A 22,558-nucleotide genomic window follows, 5' to 3' on the forward strand; every position below is an offset into this window, starting at 1 on the left:
CGGACGGATTGCCGGAAATAAGCGGGAAGGCCGCCATTTCCCTTCGCGTCATTTGCCTGTAGGGCGGACGGCATGACCAATATGTTTCTAGTAATGGGTGGCGGCGCTTTGGGGGCGGCGCTGCGTTACCAATTGGGGCGTTTCGCGACCCATATGACACCCGGCGCGACCTGGCCCTGGGGTACGTTAGCCGCCAACCTTATCGGCGGGTTCGCCATGGGCCTGCTCGCCGGATGGCTGGCGCGCGGCAGTGCAGTATCGGGCGAACCCATTCGTCTATTGCTGGGCGTCGGCGTTCTGGGCGGCTTCACAACCTTTTCCGCCTTCAGCCTTGAAAGTTTCCTCATGATCGAACGCGGCCAGCCTATGATGGCGATGGGCTATATATTGGCATCCGTCGTTGGTGCGATTGCGGCGTTGGGCATAGGTTTGATGACGATGCGGAGTGTCGTGGCATGAAGGGGCGTCCTCCTGGCAAGAGCGACGGTCCGTCGTCCGGCACTGGTCCGCGCAGCGGAAAGCCTGCATCCCCCGGTAAGCCCGCTGGCGGTAAGCCGGGCGCAGGCAAATCCTTTGGCGGCAAATCTGCGGCGGGCAAGCCATCGGGACCACCCGGCCGCGCACGTGGCGGAGCAAAGGCCGCAACCGCGCGCAAAGGCGACGGTGGCAAATCATCCTATAAGCCACCAATTCGTGGCGCGGCGAAATCCGGCGCAAAGCCAGCGGCCAAGACCAAGTCGGCCATGCAACCTGCTGTTCAGGCCGCCATCGAAAAGATCGTGTCGGCCAAGCCTGCCGCCGCCAAGGGCGTCTCGCTCGATGTCCGGCAATATCGGGTACAGCCTGACGATGACGGCATCCGGCTCGATCGCTGGTTCCAGCGGCATCTGCCCGATGTCGGTTTCAACATCGTGTCGCGCTGGTCGCGCACGGGCCAGTTGCGCATTGACGGTGCGCGCGCTGCGCCGGGCGACCGGGTCAGCGATGGGCAGACGATCCGCGTGCCGCCCGCTGAAGCGAAGGCACCCGCCGCCGAACGGCCCAAGCGTGAGCGCATTATTGACCTGACCGATGACGAAATCGCCTTCGCACAGGAAATGGTGATCCATCGCGATGCGCAGGCGATCGTCATCAACAAGCCGCCGGGTCTGGCGACGCAGGGCGGCACCAAGACGGATGAGCATGTCGACCGGCTGCTCGACGGCCTGATGTTCAACTCCGAACAACGGCCCAAGCTGGTCCACCGGCTGGACAAGGACACGTCCGGCGCATTGCTGCTTGCCCGGACCAGCCGCGCCGCCGCGCATTTTGCCAAGGCTTTTTCCAGTCGCACTGCGCGCAAGGTCTATTGGGCGCTGGTGATCGGCGTGCCATCCATTTCCGATGGCATGATCGAACTGCCGCTCGCCAAGCAGCCGGGAACGGGCGGCGAGAAAATGCATGTGGACGAAGCGGACGGCATGCCCGCCCGCACCCGGTATCGCGTCATCGAACGCGCGGGCAATCGTGCCGCCTGGGTCGAGCTGCAACCCCACACAGGGCGCACGCATCAGTTGCGCGTGCATATGGCGGCGATCGGTCATCCGATCGTCGGCGACGGCAAATATGGCGGCAAGGATTCCTTCCTGTCGGGCAGCATCAGTCGCAAGATGCATCTGCATGCCCGCCGCATCCGGGTCGATCATCCCGATGGCGGTCGGGTCGATGTGATGGCGGAACTACCGACGCATTTCGCCGCCAGCCTGTCGGAAATGGGCTTCGATCTGGCGCTGGGCGACCTGTTGCTGGACGATGAAATCGACCGGACGCCAACGCGTGAGGATGAAAAGAAATTCGCGCGGCAACATGCCAAGCAGGTGCGCAAGGATCGCAAGGGCGAGCGGCGGTCGCGCGGGGGCCAGTGATGAGCATGTCGGCATGAGCAACCGGCTGGTCGTGTTCGATTGCGACGGTACGCTGGTCGATAGCCAGCATAGCATCTGCACCGCGATGACCCGCGCGTTCGAAGAGGCGAAGCTGACGCCGCCCGAACGCCCGGCCATATTGTCGGTCGTCGGCCTGTCGTTGCCCAACGCCATCGCCCGTCTGCTGCCGGATGCCCAAGCGCATTTTCACGATCATCTGTCCGAACGCTACAAGCTGGCGTTTCAGGCGATGCGGCGGGAAGAAGGCGTATGCGAACCACTCTATCCCGGCATCGCCGATCTGGTGGCGCAGTTGCATGCGGACGGCTGGATGCTGGGCGTTGCGACGGGCAAGTCGGATCGCGGCCTGAACCTCTGTCTTACCCATCATGGCATCATCGACCGCTTCGTCACGCTCCAGACAGCCGATCGCCATCCGTCGAAACCGCATCCGTCCATGTTGCTGACCGCGATGACCGACGCCGGGGCGCTTCCTGAAACCACTGTCATGATTGGCGATACCAGTTTCGACATCGACATGGGTCTGGCGGCGGGCGTGCGCAGCCTTGGCGTCGTATGGGGCTATCATGCGCCGGACCTGCTCATCGCATCGGGCGCGCAGGCCGTGGCAGTGGACACAGCGGACCTGCGCCGCCATATCGACGCGCCATGACCCAATCGCCCCTTCCGCACACGCAGCCGCCCGGCGACCCGGACAAGGTCGCGCGCCAACGTCATTTCGCCATTGGCCTGTTTCGCCTGTCGGGCGCGTTCATCGTCATGTTCGGCTTCCTCGCCATCATGCAGCGCTTTACCTGGGTGCAGGGCGACAGGGCGAAGGCGTTCGGCGCGATCATGGTCGTCACTGGCTTGATTCAGTTCATCCTCGTGCCGCGTCTGCTGCTGGCGCTGTTTCGGACGAAACCGCCCCAATGAAGCGCTTCTACACCGATGTGGCTATCGTCCCGGCGGGCGATGCTTTTGCGATCCAGCTGGACGGCCGCCCGGTCCGCACGCCGGCTCGCGCCTTGCTTGCCCTGCCGACGGAGGCGCTGGCGGAAGCCGTGGCGCAGGAATGGAGCGCGCAGGGCCAAACGGTCGAACCCGGAACGATGCCCGTCACGGGGCTGGCCAACGCAGCCATCGACCATATCGCCATTCATCATGTGGCCTTTGGGGAGGAGGTCGCTCGCTATGCGCAAAGCGACCTGCTTTGTTACCGGGCAGAGGCACCTGCGACGCTGGTCGCACGGCAGGCGTTCGCATGGGATCCGCTCCTCGACTGGGCGCAGGCGCACTATGACGTTCTATTCGTCGTGACGCAGGGCATATTGCCGGTGCCGCAGCCAGAAGAGATGCTGCTTCGTTTGCGTAACGCAGTCCTTGCGCAGGATCCGTTCACCCTGGCCGGGCTGTCCACCCTCGTAACAATCAGTGGATCGCTGGTCTGCGGACTCGCTATCGTTGAGGGCGGCCACGATCCTGACGCGATCTGGCATGCGGCGGACATCGACGATGCCTGGCAGGTCGAACGATGGGGCGAAGACGCCGAAGCTGCCGCCCGAACAGCGCGCCGCCGGGCCGACTTTGCCATGGCTGGAGACTTTTGCAGGATGAGCCGCCCCTGATTGGGCTGGGAACCGGGGCGTCCTTTCGTTCATTATATCTGGTGAAGGCGCATTTGCGTCTGTGACTGGTACAACGACCAAGGAGACCCTGACGTTGGCGAAAACCGCTTTGATCGCCCTTTTGACCCTGTCCGCGCCACTGGCCTTGGCCGCGCCAGCGCTGGCCCAGACCGCCGCACCTGCCGCGCCCGCTGCTGAGGCGGCCCCTGCCGCAGGACAGATGACGCCTGAACAGATCGCTGCTTTTAATAAGGCAGTGACGGACTTCACCGCTGGACAGACGGCGCAGCAGGCGAATGACAATGCCGGTGCAACTGCGAAATATGATGCGGCGCTGCCAGCGATCCGGACGGCGGTGCAGGCCGATCCATCCAAAATCGATAATGTGAATTTCCTTGCTAATGCCCTGTACGCGGACGCTGCCGCTTATGGCGCGCAGGGCCAGATGGACAAGGTGATCGCGCTCTACGGCGAATCGCTGCCTCACTGGCGTAAGGTGGTGGAAGCCAAGCCTGCCGACATGGCTAGTCGCAATATTCTGGCCGGCATCCTGATCCAGTTGGGCAACCAGAAGCTGGGTGCGCAGGACAAGGCGGGGGCCGATCCGCTCTATCAGGAGGCGTTGGGCCTTGCTCGCAAGTCTGTAGCGGAAAAAGCGGCAGACCCTATCAACAAGAATATCCTGCTGTCCGCGCTGATCGGGGCGAGTCAGACCGGCACTGACGCCGCAGTCAAGACCGAGGCGGTCACGATGAGCAAGGCGATGCTGGCGGATGGTTCTGCTGACGCAGCCAACAAGCCCGCCGCGCAGGCTTTGGCCGGCGCACCGGCTGCATAATATAGGCTAATCCCCTCTCCCCATCGGTGGGGGAGGGGATGTTCCCTTATACTGCGTTGATCTTGTCGGCAAACAGCATGCGGCCCTGACCTAGCAGGCCTAGCAACTGCGGCAACATATGGGGCGCAACGGCAAAACAGCCTTCGCTACGACCGCATTTTCCCCAGGCCGCAACATGCTCTTCGTTCACATAAGCTGCGCCATGGATGACGATGGCACGCGGCTCCGCATTATTATTCTGCGGGTCGAGGCCCAGTAACCGCATCGCGCGACCATGCTGCCCAATATATTGTTCGCCCGTCTTGAATGCGCCCGAACTGCTGGCGAGCGAATTGGGTTCGTTGGAAAAACTCTGCAGCCAGCCCGAATGGGCCGGGTCAGACCCCCGCCCATGGGCGACAAGATAGCTGCTCGCCTGCCCGCCGATCAAATCGACGACATGCATCCGCAATTCCTTGGACGGCGCATTGAAATCGACCAAGCCAACCCGATCGCGCAGGGTAAACGAATCGGCGTGATGGTCGAGTGCAGCCTTCGCTCGTTCGAGTAGCGCGGCATAGGGAACTGCCGGAGCGGGTGGCACGGCGCGGGGTACTACTGGAACCGGAGCAGGCGCTGAGGGTTGAGCGGCCATCGGCAACGCGGCGCGACCCATGCTGTCCGACAGAAACGAAAAGGCGAGTCCGCTCAGGGCGAACTTCGTAAAATTGCGGCGATTCATGCGCCTCATATAGCAAAGCTGTTGCCCCGGTCCAAGACCGGGGCGAAGCGGCTCATTCCCCCGTACCGCTCGCTTCACCGGCTGACTGGCTGCCATTATCGCCGTCGGGCAGGCGCGACGTCATGCCGGTCGCTTCAGCATCGTCGAGAATCTGCTGCTGTTCCGACACCGATGGGGGCGCTGCTGGCTCGGGCGCTACCGCATTGTTCGATGGTTCGGGCAGCGTCGCGTCGGGTTCGTCGATAACGACATTCTCGACAGGCGGCTCGATCATATTATTGGTCGTAGGCCCGGTATCCTCGTCTTTCCTGCCACAGGCGGACAGAGCAAGCGCTCCGGCCAGCGTCAGGAGGGCGATAGTGCGGTTGATGCGGCGCATGGGCGTTTAGTCCTTGGATGCGAGAGATGGGGAGGGGGCAGCGGTCGGATCGACGCGGCGACTCGATGCCTCGATCTTTTGAGCCAGCAATTTGTCCCAGCCATAGGGATCGGCGCGGAAACTGACCGTGCCATTATTGCTGGCAAAGGCGGTCCAGTAGAGCAGATAGACGGCGACCTCGCTGGGCAGTGACACGCGCTGCGTTTTTCCCTCGTCGATCAGCGTCTGGATTTGGCCGTTCAGGTCAGGGTTCGCCGCGACCATCAATTCCGCCAATGCCACCGGCTTTTCCAGCCGGATGCAGCCATGGCTGGCCAATCGGTCATAGCTGGAGAATTTTCCGCGCGACGGCGTGTCGTGCAGATAGACGGCAAAGGGGTTAGCGAAGTCGAACTTCAACCGCCCCAGCGCGCTGTTCGGCCCGGCGGGCTGCACAATGCGCTCGCCGCCCTCAGGTGTCTTGACGATCTTGTAACCCTGCTTGATCAGCGTCGCGCGTCCCTTGGGAAACAACTCGCGCCTGGCAATCGACATCGGCACATTCCAGGGCGGGTTGACGACGATCGAATGGATGCTGGACGTCAGCATCGGCGTCGCATTGTCCGGGCTGCCCGTAACCGCGCGCATCGATGTGACTGGCTGGTCGCCCTGGAAGACGGTCAGCACGGCGGCGGCAATGTTCACCTGCACCCGGTTGACGGGCAGGGTGCGGGGCATCCAGCGCCACCGCTCCATATTCGCCATGATCGCGGCGACCCGTTCTTCCACCGGCACGTTGAGCGCCGCCAGAGTGCGTGTGTCGAGCAGGCCGGTGGGGTTGAGGCCATAGCGCCGCTGCGACCGTTGCAGCACATCGGTCAGCTTCTCGTCGGGCGTGACGGCGGCATCTTCCAGTGCGACGCGCTTGCGCACCACATCGGCGGGCGACGCGGCGGTCAAGACAGGCCAGCCGCCCTTGTCGCGAATCCCCTCATATTTCGCCAATCCCTTGCGCAGCGTGTCATAGCCCGAATAGGGTGGCGTCAGCGCGCCAGCCCATTGGGGCAGGCGATTTTCCGCCACAGCACGCGAGAGTGCTGGACGCGGATCGACCATGGCAGGACGTAAGGCCCAGATGTCCAGGAAATCGGCGGTATCGACCCGACCTGTCGCCAGCGCCTTCGCCCGGTCGAGCAATGCGCTCACCAACGCGTCTCCGCTCAGCGCCGCTGTCGCCTTCTGCCGCGCCATCAGCCCTTGCGCTGCGCCGGTTTTCAGCCAGTCATTGGCCCAGGCTTCCTGCGCCGCCGATAATGGCGGGATCGGCGCGGGCAGCGGAACGGGTGGGATCGGCTGCACCTGCGCAGGCGGCGCCAGCGTGGGCACGACCGCCGGGGGTTGGGCCAGGGCCGGGACAGCGGCGACGCTTAAAAGCGCGGCCAGCGGGAAACGGATCATGTCGGGACGGTTCATGCTGGACCAGATAGCGCAAAGCGGTCATCGTTCAAATCACGATAGCGGAAAAGATTATGCTGCACGTCGTTCACCATCCGGCCTATGTCTCCCCCGCAACACCCGGCAGCGCCTTTCGTTTCGACAAATATGGGCTGGTAATGAATGCGCTACGCGAAAGCGGCGCGCCTTTTACGGTGCATCAGCCCGATCCAATGCCCCGCGCGTGGATAGAGGCGGTACATGACCCGGCCTATGTAGATCAGGTAATGACGCTGACGGTCCCGCCCGAAAAAGAAAGGCGGATCGGCTTTGCCGTAACGGATCGCGTCCGCCTCCGCTCGCTGCTGTCGCCCGGCGGCACATGGGCGGCGGCGCGGTTGGCGATGATCCATGGCTATGCCGCCAATGCAGCGGGAGGCAGCCATCATGCGCTGGCCGACACGGGCGCGGGCTATTGTGTGTTCAACGATCTCGCCATCGCCGCCAATCGCCTGATCGCGGAGGGCGACGCCGCGCGCATCCTGATCCTGGACCTCGACGTGCATCAGGGTGATGGTACGGCTTCGCTATTGGCCGGACGCAGCGACATCTTCACCCTGTCGATCCACGCCGAAAAGAATTTCCCCGTGCGTAAGGCCAGATCGACGTTGGACATCGGATTGCCCGACGGGGTGGAGGACGCGGAATATCTGGCGCTGCTGGCCGATACGCTGCCCCCAGTGTTGGCAGACTTCGCGCCCGACCTCATCCTCTATCAGGCAGGCATCGATGCCCATGGCGCGGATCGGCTGGGGCGTCTGGCGCTAACCGACGCAGGCCTGGGCGCGCGCGACCACTATGTCATGCGCCAAGCGCGGGCAGCAGGCGTGCCGGTCGCCAGCACCATGGGCGGCGGCTACGGCGAGGACCGCATGGCCGTGGCCAGCCGCCACGCGGATTGCATGATCCGTATGGCCGAGGGGGCGGCGGGGTAGGGTGGAACGTCGGATATGGGTGGGAAGTGGGCTGTCGGTTAATAGGCCGAGGTTTCAGAATTCAGACATCCAGAGCCACCTATCTCTATGAACTATAGAGATGGAGGGGGCGGCAGCGGGTCGTCCGAGGTCATGCCAACAATGAGTGGCTCTATTCTTTCCCAAGCGCCACTCGCCATGGCATGTGAATATACTCCCGCTAACATCCAGCGAAGCCGAGCGGTTTTCCTAGCCTCGTTCACAACCCGGTCCAACACGTCCAAAGATGGATCGCGAAGCAAGTCTTCCAGTATACCAGCCGCAACCATGCCAAGGAAACTCGGCTCACTATATTGCGCTGCTGCCATCATAACCGTGGCCAAAGCCCGATCAGGATCAGAGGATCCCAAATCCATCCAAGCGTCTAAATGGACTGAATGGGTATCATAATATTGTTGCGGTTCTTCGGCAAAGCACCATTCAAAATATAAATGGGCAAGCTGCTCCAGTTCTAAGCGGTCTGGCCTCTGCATAGCCTGACCCAGTTCACTGGTAAAATTTGACTGCGACATGACCATCCTAGCGCGCCCAGAGCTTATCCCGGTGCATAGCGAACGACTTTTGAATTGATGTCCGCTATCTGTTTGGTTGCCATCCAGTTTAAGCGGCAACAAATGGTCGATGGAAGACCGTCCTGCATTTCAAGAAGGTCAACTTAGTCTGCGGGCCGCGACGCCTTCTCGGTAATCCCCGAAACGCCTTCGCGGCGGTCCAGTTCGTCCAGCACGTCGTCCAGCGCGATGTCCATGTCGGCCAGCAGCACGGCCAGATGGAACAGCAGATCCGCACTTTCCCCGACAACGCTCGCCCGGTCGCCTTCCATCGCGGCGATGACTGTCTCGACGGCTTCCTCGCCGACCTTCTGGGCGATCTTGGCCCGGCCGCGTGCGGTCAGCTTGGCGACATAGGATGTCGATGGGTCCGCCGCCCGCCGTTGGCGGATGGTATGTTCCAGGGTGTGAAGGGTCGCGCGCATGGACACTCTAGAAGCGTCCCGCGCGCGACCCGTCAAACGATATTTACTTGCGCTTGCGACGCGCCAGCACAATCCGCCCAGCCAGAACCGCAACGCCCATGCCAAACAGCGCCATCTGTTCGGGTTCTGGCACCGGGGTTGGCGCGCCGCCGGACGACGATCCGCCCGGATTGCCGCTGCTCGTGCCGCCCGAACTGGACCCGCCGCCGCACTTCTTGCTGAACCAGCACCCCCATGTGGCGTTGGCGGGCGCAGCCGCTGCCATCATGGTCGCTGCGCCTAGTGCCAGAAACATTTTGTTGATCTTCATGGTCATTCCCCTGTGCTTGCTCATTTCAGACAGCATCAATGGTGCAGGAGATATGCCAGAAGGCGCGATTGGCGGGTTTTTCCGGCGCGAATGGGTTAATGCTGCGGAGCGTAAAATGGTTACTGTCAATTTACCCGACAGTCTGGCGCTATTTTGGGCTTTTGGCCTGCCGAACCGCGATCCCCGCTGCTGCCAGCGCTTGATGCGCTTCAGCAACAGTGTGTTGACCGAAATGAAATATAGATGCCGCCAGCACCGCGCTGGCATGGCCTTTCGTCACGCCATCGACCAGATGATCGAGCGTCCCCACGCCGCCACTGGCGATCACCGGGACCGACACGGCGTCGGCGATCGCGCGGGTCAGCGCCAGGTCATAGCCAGCCTTCGTGCCGTCCCCGTCCATCGACGTGACCAGCAATTCGCCCGCACCCAGTTCCGCCAGCCGCAGTGCATGGTCCAGTGCATCAATGCCGGTCGGCTTGCGCCCGCCATGGGTGAATATCTCCCACCGACCTTCTGCAACCCGGCGCGCATCGACTGAACCGACGATGCACTGGCTGCCGAAGCGATCGGCGATGTCGGCGACCAGCTCGGGCCGGACCACCGCCGCGCTGTTGACCGCGACCTTGTCAGCGCCCGCCAGCAGCAGCGCGCGCGCATCCTCAGCGCTGCGCACGCCGCCGCCCACGGTTACGGGCATGAAGCAGACTTCCGCCGTGCGCCGCACCACGTCCAATATCGTCCCGCGTGCTTCATGCGTTGCCGTGATGTCCAGAAAACAGAGTTCGTCCGCGCCCGCCGCGTCATACAGCTTCGCCTGCTCTACCGGATCGCCAGCATCGCGCAGATCGACGAAGTTCACGCCCTTGACCACGCGGCCATTGGCGACGTCCAGGCAGGGGATGACGCGGGTGCGGACGGTCACGCCGCTGCCTTCGCCACCGCCATCGCGGCTTTTAGGTCCAACCGGCCATCATACAGGGCGCGCCCGGTGATGACGCCCTCGATGCCCTCGTCGGCGTGGAGGCTCAGGATACGAATGTCGGAAATGCCCGCCACTCCGCCACTGGCGATGACCGGAATGTCCGTGGCGCGGGCCAGATCGACGGTTGCTTCGACATTGCAGCCCTTGAGCATCCCGTCGCGGCCCACATCCGTGAACAACAGGCTGGCGACGCCCGCATCTTCGAACCGGCGGGCGAGGTCGATGACAGGCATGTCGGATTTTTCGGCCCAGCCATCGGTGGCGACGAAACCGTCGCGCGCATCGACCGCAACCACAATACCACCGGGGAAATCGCGCGCCGCCAGCTTGACGAAGGCGGGGTCTTTCAGCGCCGCCGTGCCAATGACGATGCGCGATACGCCAAGGTCGAACCAGCGCTCCACCGACTCCCGATTACGGATACCGCCGCCCAGCTGGACATGGCCGGGGAAGGTATCGACGATCCGCTCCACCGCCTGCGCATTGACGGCATGGCCAGCAAAGCTGCCGTCCAGATCGACCACATGCAGATATTCCGCGCCAGCCTGGGCGAACAGCATAGCCTGCGCGGCGGGATCATCGCCATAGACGGTGGCGCGGTCCATATCGCCCTCGGCCAGGCGGACGACCTGTCCGTTTTTCAGGTCGATGGCGGGGAAAACGATCAAACTCACGGCCGCCACTCCAGAAAACGCGAAAGGAAGGAAAGGCCATAGCTCTGGCTCTTTTCCGGGTGAAACTGACAACCGATGATCGTGTCGCGCGCGACCGCGGCGACCAGCGGGCCGCCATGATCGGTGACAGCGGCGATATGATCGGGATCGTCGGCATCGAAATGATAGCTGTGCAGGAAATAGGCCTCGCCCGGTTCCAGCAGCGCCGCGATACCCGTATCCCCGCTGGTCAACGTCACGTCGTTCCAGCCCATATGCGGCACCTTGATCGCGGGATCGGCCGGTTCCATCAGCCGCACAGTGCCCGGAATCCAGTCCAGCCCCTCATGCCGTCCGAACTCTTCGCCCGCGCTCGCCAGCAACTGCATTCCCACGCATACGCCCAGAAACGGCACCGCGCGCTGATCGACCGCTTCGGTCATCGCCTCCACCATGCCGGGGATAGCCACCAGCGCATCGCGGCACGCCCGAAACGCGCCTACGCCCGGCAATATGATCCTGTCCGCCCGCGCCACGACATCGGCGTCGGCAGTGATGATGACATCGCGCCCGCCCGCCTGACGCAGCGCATTATGCACCGAATGAAGATTGCCCGCGCCATAGTCGATCAGGGCGATGGTCATGCCGGTAATCCGTTCGCCCTGAGCGAAGTCGAAGGGTTCGACTGAGCCGCAGGCGAAGTCACTTCGCTCCGCTCAGCGGAGGGCTTCGACAGGCTCAGCCCGAACGGGAAGAGGTTGGCCCTCACAACATCCCCTTGGTCGACGGAATCGCATCGGATTTGCGCGGGTCGATCTCCACCGCCTGCCGCAGCGCGCGGGCCAGCCCCTTGAACGCGCTCTCGACGATATGGTGGTTGTTGCTGCCATAGAGATTTTCGATGTGCAGCGTTATGCCGGCTGCCAGCGAGAAGCTGTGGAAGAAATGCTCGATCATTTCCGTGTCCCACTCGCCGATCTTCGCTACGGTGAAGGGCAGCTTGCACACCAGCCAGGGGCGCCCCGAAATGTCGAGCGCCACGCGGGTCAGCGTCTCGTCCATCGGCGAATAGACCGACCCGTACCGGCTGATCCCACGCTTGTCGCCCAGCGCCTTGGCCACCGCTTCGCCGATTGCGATCGCCGTGTCCTCGGTCGTGTGATGCTGGTCCACATGCAGGTCGCCGACCGTGCGAACAGTCATGTCGATCAGCGAATGACGCGACAATTGTTCGATCATATGGTCAAGGAAACCGATGCCCGTAGACACCGTATAGAGACCTGTACCGTCAAGGTTGACGGTCACGTCGATCTGGGTTTCCGCTGTGTTGCGGTGAATCTCGGCCGTGCGCATGGCCGCGCTATAGCGCGTGGCTCCCATCTTGCAATCTTCCTGCGTGGGGTTGACCCCCTGTTTCGCGCCGTTAGGACATTGGCCCATGAGCGATGACCTGCCCGACAGCCTGATTCCCTATGACGAAATCGTGCAGGAGGCCCTGCGCGCAGTCGTCGGCCGCGTACTGGGCGAAGTGCAGCAGACCGGCGGACTGCCCGGCGCGCACCATTTCTACATCACGTTCAAGACGCATGCGCCCGGCGTGGACATCCCAAAGCATCTGACCGAGCGCTTCCCGGACGAAATGACCATCGTACTCCAGAATAAATATTGGGATCTGAAGGTGCATGACGATCTGTTCCAGGTCAGCCTGACCTTCAACCAGATCGCGGCGCAACTGACGATCCCCTATGCCGCCATCACTGCCTTCGTCGATCCGGCCGTCAACTTCGCCCTGCAATTCCAGGTGGCGGGTGACGAACTGCCCCAACCCCATGACGAAGCCGAAAACGACGCCCCGCAGGTCGTGAGCGAAGATGGCTCCAACGTCGTAACCGTGGACTTCGGCAAGAAGAAATAACGAGCGGAGATGGGTCGGGAATACCGCGCCTCATCTATTCCCCACCCCACGCTGTGCCACTCGCTCTACCTCCAGCCGTCAATTAAACGAGGGAAGAGTTTCGGTAAAAGGAACGTAGGGAGCCACCGCGCATTTGCCACCTCACAGGAGGCGGCATGACATATAACGATCGAATGACATTGTTGGCGCGGATCGGCTTTGCGGCACGGGGGCTTGTCTATGTTTTGATCGGATGGTTTGCCCTTGATGTTGCGATAAACGGCGGACAGATCAAAGATAACCAAGGTGCTCTAGGAACGTTGGTCAATGCGCCACTGGGGCATATTTTGCTCGCGATTTGTGCGTTGGGCTTCATCGGTTACGCGGTCTGGCGGCTTACCGAAGCGATAACCGATCCGGAAAATCGCGGCCGGGATGTGAAAGGCAATTTTGAACGTGCGGGATACGCGGTAAGCGGAATCACGCATATCATGCTGGCCGTTGCTGCGGCGCGGCTGGCTTTTAAACAGGCTGCGAGCCAGGGCGGCAGCCCAGGGGACCAAAGTGCGGAAAGCTGGTCGGCTTGGCTGCTGAGCCAGCCCGGTGGCGTCGTCCTACTGATTATTGTGGGATTGCTTTTCATCCTCGTCGCCGTTGCGCAAGGTCACAAGGCCTACAAAGCGCGTTTCGACGAACTGGATAATGACGTTCCTGCGCCTGACTATGTGCGGTGGATCGGACGGCTGGGATATGCCTCTCGCGGTCTCATCTTTGCGGTTGTCGGATGGTTTCTGATTTCTGCGGCGCTCAATAACGACGCTGACCGTGCTGGCGGTCTGGGCGAAGCTTTACGGCAATTGCGAGTGCAGGAGGGTGGCGCTACGATTCTTGCTGTGGTCGCCCTTGGGCTGGGGCTTTTTGGCTTATTCAGTATGATCGAAGCGCGATACCGTCGCATTAGAGTTGCAAAGCCGGGATTTTAAAGTCGGCCCGGCGATAGGTTTTCATGGCACCGACTGTCCAGATTTATGCGGGCTTGCGACGCCATCCCTGACAGACTCGGCGCTGTCCTACATCGTTGTGCGGCGCTAAATACATGCATCACACTTCTCCCAATTTTTGACTCAGGAGCGCCCGATGCCCGACACCCGCACCGAAACCGACAGCATCGGCGCGATCGAAGTCCCCGCCGCCGCTTATTGGGGTGCGCAGACGCAGCGGAGCATCGAGAATTTCCCCTTTGGCGACACGGAACGCATGCCGATGGGCATCGTCCATGCGCTTGCCATCGTGAAACAGGCGGCGGCGCGGGTGAACCGCCAGCATGGGCTTGACGCCAACATCGCCGACGCGATCGAAACCGCCGCTGCCGCCGTTGTGCGGGGCGATCATGACGACCAGTTCCCGCTCGTCATCTGGCAAACGGGCAGCGGCACTCAGTCCAACATGAACGTCAACGAAGTGATCGCCGGGATCGCCAACGAAGCGCTCACCGGCACGCGCGGCGGCAAGGCGCCGGTGCATCCCAACGACAGTGTGAACTTCGGTCAATCGTCCAACGACAGCTTCCCCACGGCGCTCCATATCGCGGCGGCGCTGGCGGTCGCGAACGCACTGTTTCCCGCGCTAGATCGTCTGCACGCCGCGCTCGACGCAAAGGCCAAAGCATGGACGCATATCGTCAAGATCGGCCGCACCCATTTGCAGGATGCGACGCCGCTGACGCTGGGGCAGGAATTTTCCGGCTATGCGCATCAGGTCTATCGCAGCCGCAAACGGATCGAACCAGCGGCGATGCACGGCATGATGGCGCTGGCGCAGGGTGGCACGGCGGTGGGCACTGGCCTGAATGCGCCCGCAGGTTTTGATGTCGCCGTTGCGGCGGAGATTGCGGCGATTACCGGCCTGTCTTTCCGCACCGCCGACAACAAGTTCGAGGCGCTGGCCTCCAACGATCCGCTGGTTCACCTGTCATCGACGCTGGCGACGCTGGCCGTCGCGCTGACCAAAATCGCCAACGACATCCGCCTGCTGGGCAGCGGGCCGCGTTCGGGGCTTGGCGAACTGGATCTGCCCGCCAACGAACCGGGCAGCTCGATCATGCCGGGGAAGGTCAACCCGACCCAATGCGAGATGCTGACCATGGTCGCCGCGCAGGTCATCGGCAATCATCAGGCGGTGAGCGTCGGCGGGATGCAGGGGCATCTGGAACTGAACGTGTTCAAACCGATGATCGGCGCGGCGGTTCTGCGGTCGATTCATCTGCTGGCCGTCGGCATGGACAGTTTCGCGCAGCGCTGCGTGGAGGGACTGGAGGCGAACGAAGCGCGCATCGCAGAACTGGTCGATCGGTCGCTGATGCTGGTGACGGCGCTCGCGCCCGAAATTGGCTATGACAATGCCGCCGCCATCGCCAAACATGCGCATAAAAAGGGGCTGACGCTGAAGCAGGCGGGCCTTGAACTGGGCCTGGTGGACGAAGCGACATTCGACCGGCTGGTTCGACCGGAAAATATGGTGTGATCGACTTCATCGTGGCGGAACCGCAGGTCGTTCGATACATTAACCCACTATGAAGAAGAACCCGCTCTCCCCCGACAAACCGCTCGTCACTATCCGTCCGCCGAAAAAGGCCGGACTATTGCGCAAAGCCGCACGGATCGGCGCAACTGTAGTGGCTGCCCGCGTCGCTGCTGGCACGGGGAAGAAGGGCATCGTCGGCCTGATCGCCGGGGCTGGGGCCAAGCGCGTGATCATGCGTTACCCAGCTGGCGCGCTGTTCGTGACGGGTGCCTATATGGCAGGCAAATTGTTCGAGGCGAAGCGCGAGGTCGATCGCAAGCGCACCGTCAAGCTGCTGACCGACAAGAGCCATGAGCCTGTTCCGGTCGATCGCGAAACCCCAGCCGATCTCAAAACCCCCGCTGATCTCGGAGCCAGAGTGACGAAACCTTAAAGCGGGGCCTGCCATTGCCTGATCGCGTCGATTGGCCATGTCAGCATCAGGATGTTTAGCGTCAGATTGTCGCGGATGACTGCAAGCGCTATCAACTCGAACGCGATGCCAATCCCGATCGTCAGTCGAGTAGGCATGCGGGCTGCGAACAGAAAGCCGATCGTCATCATACCGATGTCGCTCATCGAATTAAGGATAGTGTCGCCGGAATAGCCCAGAGCGATGGTGGAAGTGCGATAGCGGTCGATGATGAGAGGTGAGTTTTCGAGGAGTTCCCAAGCCGACTCGATACCCACCGCGACCGCCAGCCGAACGCCCTGCGGGCGACGACGCAACAGCCACTGCGTTCCGGCATAGAACAGAAAGCCATGGATGATGTGGCTCAGGCTATATCAGTCCGCAATATGCTGGCTGTTCCCGCTATCGAGCGCACCATGCCATAGTTCGACGCGTCCGCATGTGCAGATCGGCGGCCGGTGCATCAGGAACAACAGGATGCAGGTAGCCAATGCGATCGACGCGGCGACCAGAAACCCTCTCCGGTTCGTTCGTGCCCTGCCTATCATCTATGTCGCTTCCCCGGCGTGATCCGCCTGCCCTCTTGCAAAAATCCGCGCTTGGCGTCACTAGCGGCCATGACCGACACTATTCCGATCGAAACGCCTGACTTCAAGCGCCGTGGCGTGTTGTTCGTCCTGTCCTCCCCATCGGGCGCGGGCAAGTCCACGATCGCACGCAAATTGCTGGCCGCTGAACCCGACCTGTCCATGTCGGTATCCGCCACCACACGCCCGATGCGGCCTGGGGAGGTTGACGGCAAGGATTATCATTTCGTCGATCTGGAAGAATTCCGCCATATGACGGCGGAGCATGAATTCCTGGAATGGGCGCATGTGTTCGGTCAGCGTTATGGCACGCCGCGCGCGCCGGTCGAGGCGATGCTGAAATCGGGCAAGGACGTATTGTTCGACATCGATTGGCAGGGCGCGCAGCAGTTGCATCAGATCGCCGGGGGCGATGTCGTGCGTATCTTCATCCTGCCGCCATCCATGGACGAACTGGAACGCCGGTTGCGCGGGCGCGGCACCGACAGCACTGAAGTGATCGACGGTCGCATGGCCCGCGCCGCGGGGGAGATCGCGCACTGGGACGGCTATGATTATGTGCTGTGCAATGTCGACGCCGACGATTGCTTCCAGCGCGTGCAGACGATCCTGCATGCAGAGCGCATGAAGCGCAGCCGTCAGACCGGTCTGATTGGCTTCATCCGCAAGCTGGGTCGCTATCATCAGGAAGACTGACAGCGCGGCGGGTTACATCCCGAAGCCTGCCGGATCCGCCCAATCGGGATGGGTCCAGACCATCGCTCGAAACAGCGTGCCCATCGCATCTTCATTGCATAGGCGGGCGCGCGCCTGTTCGACCTCCGCCGCGCGCGCCGGGGCGGTTTGCATCAACTGCGTGGCGCGGGCGTCGATGCCCAGATCGCGCAGGAATGCCCCCTGGCCGACCGTGCCGAACACCCGAAGCCCCGCTTGCCGCGCCATATTGCCGATGACAGTGAAATCGACATGGGTGGTGAGGTCCACCTCTCCGGGGTCGGTGAACGGATCGGCGAACTGATGGCTTTTGACCGCCTGAAGCGTGTCGCCCAGTAGCGGCCCTTCATAGCCATAATCGATGATGATCGCCGCGCCGCCCTGCTTCATGATCCGCTGCGCCAGTGCATAGGCGATTTCCGCGCCCGCCATCGGCGTTTCGATGATCGCGCCATCCTGCGCCTGCGCGGCGATGGGCGGCAGACCCGATTCGATGCGGCGATAGCCGGGCACTGGCAGGAATTGCCCCTCTGCCTCCCGCCGCACGACTACGCGCTCTCGCCATTCGTCCGCCACGCGGATATATTGTCGGACGGGTAGGGCGTCGAAAAATTCATTGGCGACGATCAGCAGCGGACGATCAGTGGGCAGGCTGTCGATCCTGTCATGATGCGTGACATGGGGCAGCAGCGCAGACTGCCGTTCGCGCAGGACAGGGCTGGTTTCGACGAAATGCACATGCGGGGCCAGCGTCGCTCTTTCCATGGACCGCAGCGCGTCGGCGGCCAAAGTGCCGCGTCCGGGGCCAAGCTCGACATAGAGCGGCCGGGGGCGGCGACCCGAGCGCATCCATATGTCGGCCAGACACAGACCGATCAGTTCGCCGAACATCTGGCTGATTTCGGGGGCGGTGGTGAAATCGCCATCGGCACCCAGCGGGTCGCGCGTCGCATAATAATGCTGGTTGGCCTCGGCCATGTAATGCGCGATCGAAATCGGCCCGCCCGAAGCGATCTGCCGGGTCAGACGTTCACTCAGGCTGGACGTGTCAGCCGACACTCGCGCTGCCTGCGACCGGCTCCACACGCAGACGGCGTCCCTTGGCAGTGACGATCAGATACAGGCCGCCCAGGATCATCGGCAGGCACAACCACTGGCCCATGTGCAGCCCGGTGCGCTCAGCAAACTCGATTAATTGGGAATCGGCTTCGCGCACATATTCGATGCCGAAACGGAAGATGCCGTAGCCCAGCAGGAACAGCCCGACCAACATGCCCGGCTGGTATCGCGCGCGGGTGCGCCAGAAGGCGAAGGCGAGCAGGGCGAAGAGCAGCACGCCTTCCAGCGCGGCCTCGTACAACTGGCTGGGGTGGCGGGCGAAGGGGCCACCGGTCGGGAAGACGATGCCCCAGGGTACGTCGGTTTCCTTGCCCCACAACTCGCCGTTCACGAAATTGGCGAGGCGACCGAAGAACAGGCCGAAGGGTACGCAGCAAGCGACATAATCATGGATGCGCAACCAACTGAGCTTTTCCTTGCGCGCCATATACAGGATGCCAAGGGACACACCGACGGCGCCGCCATGGAAGGACATGCCGCCATTCCACAGCTTGAAGATGTCGAGCGGGTTGCGCAGGATTTCGGGCTGGTAGAAGATTACATAGGCCAGTCGCCCGCCCAGAATGATGCCGAGCGTAGCGTAAAAGATCATGTCGTCGGCGTGGCGGCGAGCCATGGGCGATCCGGGCTGCGCGATCAGCTTGAGCAGATACCAGTAGCCGATCAATATACCCGCCAGATAGGCGAGGCTGTACCATTTCAGCGTGAAGAAGCCGAGATCGAGGGCGACAGGGCTAAGCCCCAAATCTTCAAATCGGATCGCGCCGGATGCGGCGGCGGCAAGGTCCAGGATCAAATCGGCGTTCCCTTGGCATGAAGCCTGTTACTCAAGGCAGTCGCCATAGAGCAAGAAAAGGGGAAGATGAAGAGGCGCAGTGGCGGGCATGAAAAAGGGCCGCTGGTAAGAGCGGCCCTTTCCAAGATTTCGTAAGGCGAAGTGTCAGAAGGCGATCTTCACCGATGCGCGGTAGCTTTGATATTTGATGTCCTTGCGCCAGGCGGTCGTGTCAGCCGACAGGCTGATGTCCGCAATGCCGGTGCTGACGGTCAGGCCGCCGCCCACTTCCCCCCAGTTGCGATCCGACCCACCCAGCGCAAACGGCGCGAGGCTGCCCGTGCCGCCGACCAGATTGGCTTGGAAGAAAGCCGGCTGGTCGTTAAATTCATGTACGAAGTTGGCGGTGACATAGGGTTTGACGCCGCCCATATTCGCCTTTGCCGTCGCGCCCAGACGTCCCTGCGCGCTGCGGATTGCGTGGCGATGGATGACCAGCGCGGCGGGGCCACCATATTCCGCGACATTGCCCGAACTGACATAGGCGCCCCGGATGGATGCGCGCGGCACGATGCTGAACGTCTCGCTGCCCAATGTCTTGCCCAGACCCAGTTCGCCCGACAGTGCCAGTTGCTGGTCGCCGCCATAAAGGGTGGTCGGGGTAGCGCCGATGGCGAAGCCGCGCCGCGTGCGTGTGGCCAGCGTCCCCGCGCTGCCCACGGCATCAAGCCGCAAGCCGCCAAGATCGAACGCGCCATAGACCGTGCCCTGATACAGACGCCCGCGGCTCCAGTCGCCTGCGCCTGTATTGCCCTTCAACTCGCTGAACGACCCGGACAGGCCGATCACGCCGTTGTCGCCGAACGCCTTTTCGATGCCGGCGGCTATATACCAGCCATCGAACTTGTCACGACCAAGCGGCAGGGCGGTGCGCATCGGCGCGCTTTTGCCATCGACATAGCCACCCGCCAGAAAGGCGCTGACGTCTTCGGGCAGCACGCCTTCGCGTGTCGTCGTGCCGGTGTCGCCCTGATCCATGCCCAGATCGACATTGTCGAGGCTGGAGGCGGCCAGTTGCAGCGGCTGGCCTGTCATGGTCAGCGTGCCGCCCATCGATCCGCCGTTCAGCTTGGTCAGGCGATCGCGGTAGAAGCGCGCCATATTGTCGTTGAGCGCCTCGCCCATCGACGTGCGAAGCGTTTCCGTGCGTGGGGCGGCCGCTTCGAACGTCGCCTGGATCGCGGGGACCGTCATCATGTCGGTCTGGCCGTACAGCCCGGCAAAGTTGGCGTAGAGGCTGCGATTCTGGTCGAGCAACTGCGCGTAGGATGTCTGCACCTGCGACCCGAGATTGACGACGTTGGCATACAGGCCCGCGTCAATCCGCACGGTTACGGCATTGGCGCCATAGCTGAATACGGGGCGCAGAATCGGCGAAATCTGGGCCGGCGTCGCGAATGTGCCGCTCAATCCGCCTTCAGCCGTCAGGAAGGTATAGCTGTTGCCGAAACGCAGCGCCGTGCCGTTGGTCGTACCGAACAATACCCGGCCGCCCAGCGATGCCAGGCCGGTGCCCGCGCCATTGCGCTTGACCGCCAACAGGTCCGACTGGCCATTCGCGCTCAGATCGATCTGGAGCGTATTGCCCGAAGAAAGCACGGCGTTGCCTTCGATGCTTAGCGTGCCGATCGTGCCGACGCCGCCGGGCGCGACCGTGCCCAATATGCTGGTGAAGAAGGGAGTGCGTATCGTGCCTGCACCCGACAACAGGCCCGAAAGCATGAAATAGTCGCCCGGCGTCGTGATACGGCCGTTGACGTTGACTACGCCTGCCAGATGCGAAATGTCCATCAGGCTGGTCAGCGACCCCGTCGATGTCACGTCGAGCGTCGCGCCCCCTCCGCTGATGGTGAAGCGATCGACCTGCGCGCTGGTGTCCAGTGTCGTTTTGCCGGACGCGCTGAGTGTTACGTCATAATAGCGTCCGATCACGCCGCGTGCTGCGACGGGATTAATATTGTTGGGCACGAAGCTGGTCGCACCGGGCAGCCCGTTGGCAAGCGTGGCGGCTGGCAGTGCCTGGGCCGTGACGGTCGCCTGCGGATCATGCTCCGCACTGCCCAGCAAATCGACCGAGGCCGGGGTCGCGCTATGCTCGGCCATTTCGACCTTGCCCCTGCTGTCGGAAATCGTGGTCGATGCGGTAGCGGCTACCGCGTTGCCGGTCGCAGGCTGACCGTTGACGGTCAGGGCGCCGGTGCGGACATCATAGCATGTGTCGTCCGACCCATCGGTGGGTTGGTAGCATATCTGGCCGAATTTGGTTGCGCCATCTGCGCCGAATGCACCCGCGCCTGCACTGATGGGTATGCCGTTCACCAGTGCGCCATTGCTGTCGATGATGCGGTAATTGGGGTCCAGTGCAGTAACCCAATGGCTGGGGTCGCTCCATTTGCCATCGCCGGACCTGGCGGTGGCGTAGCGATAGGGGTTGTTCTGGGCAATCCAGTCCCAGAACAGATAGAGCGGCTGGTAGAAGGATGAGCCGCCATAGGAGCTTTGCGGCTGGTCCGTGAAATAACGGCTGCCGCCCGACAGGACGCCCAGTATGGTCTTTTCGGCGAAGGTGCGATCGAGGATCAGCGGCCCGCCGGAATCACCCGGCGCAGTGCCCCCTTCGCCGGGAAGGGCGTTATCCTTAAAAATGTTAAAGTCGTAAGGATTGGTCCGAGTCGGATCGTCGAAATCGGTCTGGTAGAGATTTTGCGTATAGCCCCCCGGCGCCCCGAACAGGAATGCGTCGATATCGTCAAGCGACCCCAGCATCCCCAGGAAGTTCTCTGCGGCGCGGCGACGAAAATCGATGCCGATGCTCTGGCCGGTCGTCCCGCTGCCGGTGCGGCCATAGCCAGTGACCGTGACATGATAGCCGGTACCGGTCTGCGTGCTGATCGACGTGGGGGCGGGCAGTGCTGAAAACAGCATCGTCCATGTCGGTACATCGGCGGCCGGGGTATCGAGCGTCGCCATGGCGACATCGCCATAGAGGAAGCTGAGCGCGGGCGGATCCAGCGATTCTGGATTATAGCTGATATTGTTGACGTTGAAGACGTTCATCGCGGTGTTGGTGCGAAATCCGTTGTTCAGCCAGTTGACGAGGCCCGGTCGCGCATTGCTTTCGAACGCAAAGGCGACGGGCGTGCCGCCATTGACGGTGCTGTAGGTGGACGGCGCCTTGTCGTTCACGCAATGCGCCGCAAAGATGACGGTGCGCGGATTGATGAGCGTTCCGGTGCATACGAAGCCGTCGGCGCGATACATCAGGCCGACGCCGTTGACGTTGCTGCTGTCGAGAATTTGCGTGGGCGTCTGGCCATCATTGGGCACGACGGCCTGCGCCTGCGGAGCGACACCCAGAGATAGAATGGCCGATGATGCGAGCAAGGTAGCGCGGCTGGCGTGCGCAAGCAGGCGCGCGCCATTCTTTCGAATGTGCATGATGATAACTCCCCAAGAACCCTGACCGGAAAGCTAATCGAGTAAATTTGGAAAGACAATCTATACGAACGTAAAGCTGGTTACTTGTCACATAATGGACACAGCAGGCATTGGCGCCGATCCGTTATCTGTCTGTCGCACCGCTTCGACCTTTTG

At 62.3% G+C, this 22,558-nt stretch carries 25 protein-coding genes and 1 pseudogene; 12 read left to right on the plus strand and 14 right to left on the minus strand.

The genetic code is table 11. The features are described from left to right. Positions 1 to 72: 72 nt before the first annotated feature. The 6 genes from crcB to WA070_RS04840 all read left to right on the plus strand — a co-directional run bounded on the left by crcB (position 73) and on the right by WA070_RS04840 (position 4,370). A complete protein-coding gene (crcB, locus tag WA070_RS04815; RefSeq protein WP_422633014.1) occupies positions 73 to 459 on the plus strand; it encodes a fluoride efflux transporter CrcB in 387 nt (128 codons plus the stop codon). Further along, positions 456 to 1,904: an RluA family pseudouridine synthase gene (locus WA070_RS04820; RefSeq protein ID WP_422633015.1), complete on the plus strand. Its 1,449-nt coding sequence runs from the start codon at positions 456 to 458 to the stop codon at positions 1,902 to 1,904. The genes crcB and WA070_RS04820 overlap by 4 nt, the downstream gene beginning before the upstream one ends. A gap of 13 nt (positions 1,905 to 1,917) precedes the next feature. Beyond that, positions 1,918 to 2,577, plus strand: a complete 660-nt coding sequence (locus tag WA070_RS04825) for an HAD-IA family hydrolase (protein WP_422633016.1) — start codon at positions 1,918 to 1,920, stop codon at positions 2,575 to 2,577. Next, on the plus strand, positions 2,574 to 2,840 hold the full coding sequence (locus WA070_RS04830; protein WP_422633017.1) for a hypothetical protein: 267 nt from the start codon (positions 2,574 to 2,576) through the stop codon (positions 2,838 to 2,840). The genes WA070_RS04825 and WA070_RS04830 overlap by 4 nt, the downstream gene beginning before the upstream one ends. Next, the gene (locus tag WA070_RS04835) at positions 2,837 to 3,532 is read left to right on the plus strand and encodes an ATP12 family chaperone protein (RefSeq protein WP_422633018.1); all 696 of its coding nucleotides are present in this window, start codon (positions 2,837 to 2,839) and stop codon (positions 3,530 to 3,532) included. Before WA070_RS04830 ends, WA070_RS04835 begins: the two co-directional genes overlap by 4 nt. A 94-nt stretch (positions 3,533 to 3,626) precedes the next feature. Next, entirely contained in the window at positions 3,627 to 4,370 is a 744-nt protein-coding gene (locus WA070_RS04840; protein WP_422633067.1) for a hypothetical protein, read from the plus strand. 46 nt (positions 4,371 to 4,416) lie between these two features. On the opposite strand, the gene WA070_RS04845 is transcribed toward WA070_RS04840, so the two are convergent. The 3 genes from WA070_RS04845 to WA070_RS04855 are packed head-to-tail and all read right to left on the minus strand — an operon-like array spanning position 4,417 to position 6,922. After that, a complete protein-coding gene (locus WA070_RS04845) occupies positions 4,417 to 5,091 on the minus strand; it encodes a murein L,D-transpeptidase catalytic domain family protein (protein WP_422633019.1) in 675 nt (224 codons plus the stop codon). A gap of 52 nt (positions 5,092 to 5,143) precedes the next feature. Continuing rightward, positions 5,144 to 5,470 (minus strand): hypothetical protein, encoded by a 327-nt coding sequence (locus WA070_RS04850; protein ID WP_422633020.1) that lies wholly within the window; start codon positions 5,468 to 5,470, stop codon positions 5,144 to 5,146. Between the two features lie 6 nt (positions 5,471 to 5,476). Next, positions 5,477 to 6,922, minus strand: a complete 1,446-nt coding sequence (locus WA070_RS04855) for a L,D-transpeptidase family protein (RefSeq protein ID WP_422633021.1) — start codon at positions 6,920 to 6,922, stop codon at positions 5,477 to 5,479. Between the two features lie 56 nt (positions 6,923 to 6,978). Between WA070_RS04855 and WA070_RS04860 the strand changes: the two genes are divergently transcribed. After that, a complete protein-coding gene (locus WA070_RS04860) occupies positions 6,979 to 7,878 on the plus strand; it encodes a histone deacetylase (RefSeq protein WP_422633022.1) in 900 nt (299 codons plus the stop codon). Between the two features lie 92 nt (positions 7,879 to 7,970). Here the strand turns inward: WA070_RS04860 and WA070_RS04865 are convergent, their stop codons facing one another. The 7 genes from WA070_RS04865 to hisB all read right to left on the minus strand — a co-directional run bounded on the left by WA070_RS04865 (position 7,971) and on the right by hisB (position 12,194). Continuing rightward, on the minus strand, positions 7,971 to 8,429 hold the full coding sequence (locus WA070_RS04865) for a DUF6869 domain-containing protein (RefSeq protein ID WP_422633023.1): 459 nt from the start codon (positions 8,427 to 8,429) through the stop codon (positions 7,971 to 7,973). Positions 8,430 to 8,572: 143 nt separating this feature from the next. Next, positions 8,573 to 8,893, minus strand: a complete 321-nt coding sequence (locus tag WA070_RS04870) for a phosphoribosyl-ATP diphosphatase (RefSeq protein WP_422633024.1) — start codon at positions 8,891 to 8,893, stop codon at positions 8,573 to 8,575. Between the two features lie 43 nt (positions 8,894 to 8,936). Continuing rightward, positions 8,937 to 9,203: a PEP-CTERM sorting domain-containing protein gene (locus WA070_RS04875; RefSeq protein WP_422633025.1), complete on the minus strand. Its 267-nt coding sequence runs from the start codon at positions 9,201 to 9,203 to the stop codon at positions 8,937 to 8,939. Positions 9,204 to 9,351: 148 nt separating this feature from the next. Next, positions 9,352 to 10,128: an imidazole glycerol phosphate synthase subunit HisF gene (hisF, locus tag WA070_RS04880; protein WP_422633026.1), complete on the minus strand. Its 777-nt coding sequence runs from the start codon at positions 10,126 to 10,128 to the stop codon at positions 9,352 to 9,354. After that, the gene (gene hisA / locus WA070_RS04885; RefSeq protein WP_422633027.1) at positions 10,125 to 10,862 is read right to left on the minus strand and encodes a 1-(5-phosphoribosyl)-5-[(5-phosphoribosylamino)methylideneamino]imidazole-4-carboxamide isomerase; all 738 of its coding nucleotides are present in this window, start codon (positions 10,860 to 10,862) and stop codon (positions 10,125 to 10,127) included. Before hisA ends, hisF begins: the two co-directional genes overlap by 4 nt. Next, positions 10,859 to 11,485 carry an imidazole glycerol phosphate synthase subunit HisH gene (gene hisH, locus WA070_RS04890; protein WP_422633028.1) on the minus strand — a complete coding sequence of 209 codons (627 nt, stop codon included), beginning with the start codon at positions 11,483 to 11,485 and terminating at the stop codon, positions 10,859 to 10,861. Before hisH ends, hisA begins: the two co-directional genes overlap by 4 nt. A gap of 121 nt (positions 11,486 to 11,606) precedes the next feature. Next, positions 11,607 to 12,194, minus strand: coding sequence for an imidazoleglycerol-phosphate dehydratase HisB (gene hisB, locus WA070_RS04895; protein WP_422633068.1), 588 nt, complete (start codon positions 12,192 to 12,194; stop codon positions 11,607 to 11,609). Between the two features lie 85 nt (positions 12,195 to 12,279). On the opposite strand from hisB, the gene WA070_RS04900 reads away from it, so the two are divergent. The 4 genes from WA070_RS04900 to WA070_RS04915 all read left to right on the plus strand — a co-directional run bounded on the left by WA070_RS04900 (position 12,280) and on the right by WA070_RS04915 (position 15,691). After that, positions 12,280 to 12,756 carry an SspB family protein gene (locus WA070_RS04900; RefSeq protein WP_422633029.1) on the plus strand — a complete coding sequence of 159 codons (477 nt, stop codon included), beginning with the start codon at positions 12,280 to 12,282 and terminating at the stop codon, positions 12,754 to 12,756. A 155-nt stretch (positions 12,757 to 12,911) separates the two neighbouring features. Then, positions 12,912 to 13,718: a DUF1206 domain-containing protein gene (locus WA070_RS04905; RefSeq protein ID WP_422633030.1), complete on the plus strand. Its 807-nt coding sequence runs from the start codon at positions 12,912 to 12,914 to the stop codon at positions 13,716 to 13,718. A 154-nt stretch (positions 13,719 to 13,872) separates the two neighbouring features. Continuing rightward, on the plus strand, positions 13,873 to 15,258 hold the full coding sequence (fumC, locus tag WA070_RS04910) for a class II fumarate hydratase (RefSeq protein WP_422633031.1): 1,386 nt from the start codon (positions 13,873 to 13,875) through the stop codon (positions 15,256 to 15,258). Positions 15,259 to 15,307: 49 nt separating this feature from the next. Further along, positions 15,308 to 15,691, plus strand: coding sequence for a hypothetical protein (locus WA070_RS04915; protein ID WP_422633032.1), 384 nt, complete (start codon positions 15,308 to 15,310; stop codon positions 15,689 to 15,691). Here WA070_RS04915 and WA070_RS04920 read toward each other — a convergent pair. Further along, positions 15,688 to 16,257, minus strand: a pseudogene (locus WA070_RS04920) (DUF2585 domain-containing protein). The gene WA070_RS04915 and the pseudogene WA070_RS04920 overlap by 4 nt on opposite strands. 69 nt (positions 16,258 to 16,326) lie before the next feature. Here WA070_RS04920 and gmk point away from each other — a divergent pair. Beyond that, positions 16,327 to 16,992: a guanylate kinase gene (gene gmk / locus WA070_RS04925; RefSeq protein WP_422633033.1), complete on the plus strand. Its 666-nt coding sequence runs from the start codon at positions 16,327 to 16,329 to the stop codon at positions 16,990 to 16,992. Positions 16,993 to 17,004: 12 nt separating this feature from the next. Here the strand turns inward: gmk and WA070_RS04930 are convergent, their stop codons facing one another. From WA070_RS04930 to WA070_RS04940, 3 genes are all read right to left on the minus strand, one after another. After that, positions 17,005 to 17,988 (minus strand): class I SAM-dependent methyltransferase, encoded by a 984-nt coding sequence (locus WA070_RS04930; protein ID WP_422633069.1) that lies wholly within the window; start codon positions 17,986 to 17,988, stop codon positions 17,005 to 17,007. Positions 17,989 to 18,058: 70 nt separating this feature from the next. Continuing rightward, positions 18,059 to 18,925, minus strand: a complete 867-nt coding sequence (gene lgt / locus WA070_RS04935) for a prolipoprotein diacylglyceryl transferase (protein WP_422633034.1) — start codon at positions 18,923 to 18,925, stop codon at positions 18,059 to 18,061. Between the two features lie 144 nt (positions 18,926 to 19,069). Beyond that, positions 19,070 to 22,402, minus strand: a complete 3,333-nt coding sequence (locus WA070_RS04940; protein WP_422633035.1) for an autotransporter domain-containing protein — start codon at positions 22,400 to 22,402, stop codon at positions 19,070 to 19,072. Between the last annotated feature and the right edge of the window lie 156 nt (positions 22,403 to 22,558).

This window comes from Sphingobium sp. (assembly GCF_049304695.1).
Lineage (GTDB): Bacteria > Pseudomonadota > Alphaproteobacteria > Sphingomonadales > Sphingomonadaceae > Sphingobium.

What these genes read in the sequence shown, in the direction of transcription:
- crcB (WP_422633014.1), top strand. Translation starts at nt 73, where the DNA reads ATGACCAATATGTTTCTAGTAATGGGTGGCGGCGCTTTGGGGGCGGCG.
- WA070_RS04820 (WP_422633015.1), top strand. Translation starts at nt 456, where the DNA reads ATGAAGGGGCGTCCTCCTGGCAAGAGCGACGGTCCGTCGTCCGGCACT.
- WA070_RS04825 (WP_422633016.1), top strand. Translation starts at nt 1,918, where the DNA reads ATGAGCAACCGGCTGGTCGTGTTCGATTGCGACGGTACGCTGGTCGAT.
- WA070_RS04830 (WP_422633017.1), top strand. Translation starts at nt 2,574, where the DNA reads ATGACCCAATCGCCCCTTCCGCACACGCAGCCGCCCGGCGACCCGGAC.
- WA070_RS04835 (WP_422633018.1), top strand. Translation starts at nt 2,837, where the DNA reads ATGAAGCGCTTCTACACCGATGTGGCTATCGTCCCGGCGGGCGATGCT.
- WA070_RS04845 (WP_422633019.1), bottom strand. Translation starts at nt 5,091, where the DNA reads ATGAATCGCCGCAATTTTACGAAGTTCGCCCTGAGCGGACTCGCCTTT.
- WA070_RS04850 (WP_422633020.1), bottom strand. Translation starts at nt 5,470, where the DNA reads ATGCGCCGCATCAACCGCACTATCGCCCTCCTGACGCTGGCCGGAGCG.
- WA070_RS04855 (WP_422633021.1), bottom strand. Translation starts at nt 6,922, where the DNA reads ATGAACCGTCCCGACATGATCCGTTTCCCGCTGGCCGCGCTTTTAAGC.
- WA070_RS04860 (WP_422633022.1), top strand. Translation starts at nt 6,979, where the DNA reads ATGCTGCACGTCGTTCACCATCCGGCCTATGTCTCCCCCGCAACACCC.
- WA070_RS04865 (WP_422633023.1), bottom strand. Translation starts at nt 8,429, where the DNA reads ATGTCGCAGTCAAATTTTACCAGTGAACTGGGTCAGGCTATGCAGAGG.
- WA070_RS04870 (WP_422633024.1), bottom strand. Translation starts at nt 8,893, where the DNA reads ATGCGCGCGACCCTTCACACCCTGGAACATACCATCCGCCAACGGCGG.
- WA070_RS04875 (WP_422633025.1), bottom strand. Translation starts at nt 9,203, where the DNA reads ATGAAGATCAACAAAATGTTTCTGGCACTAGGCGCAGCGACCATGATG.
- hisH (WP_422633028.1), bottom strand. Translation starts at nt 11,485, where the DNA reads ATGACCATCGCCCTGATCGACTATGGCGCGGGCAATCTTCATTCGGTG.
- hisB (WP_422633068.1), bottom strand. Translation starts at nt 12,194, where the DNA reads ATGCGCACGGCCGAGATTCACCGCAACACAGCGGAAACCCAGATCGAC.
- WA070_RS04900 (WP_422633029.1), top strand. Translation starts at nt 12,280, where the DNA reads ATGAGCGATGACCTGCCCGACAGCCTGATTCCCTATGACGAAATCGTG.
- WA070_RS04905 (WP_422633030.1), top strand. Translation starts at nt 12,912, where the DNA reads ATGACATATAACGATCGAATGACATTGTTGGCGCGGATCGGCTTTGCG.
- fumC (WP_422633031.1), top strand. Translation starts at nt 13,873, where the DNA reads ATGCCCGACACCCGCACCGAAACCGACAGCATCGGCGCGATCGAAGTC.
- WA070_RS04915 (WP_422633032.1), top strand. Translation starts at nt 15,308, where the DNA reads ATGAAGAAGAACCCGCTCTCCCCCGACAAACCGCTCGTCACTATCCGT.
- gmk (WP_422633033.1), top strand. Translation starts at nt 16,327, where the DNA reads ATGACCGACACTATTCCGATCGAAACGCCTGACTTCAAGCGCCGTGGC.
- WA070_RS04930 (WP_422633069.1), bottom strand. Translation starts at nt 17,988, where the DNA reads ATGGCCGAGGCCAACCAGCATTATTATGCGACGCGCGACCCGCTGGGT.
- WA070_RS04940 (WP_422633035.1), bottom strand. Translation starts at nt 22,402, where the DNA reads ATGCACATTCGAAAGAATGGCGCGCGCCTGCTTGCGCACGCCAGCCGC.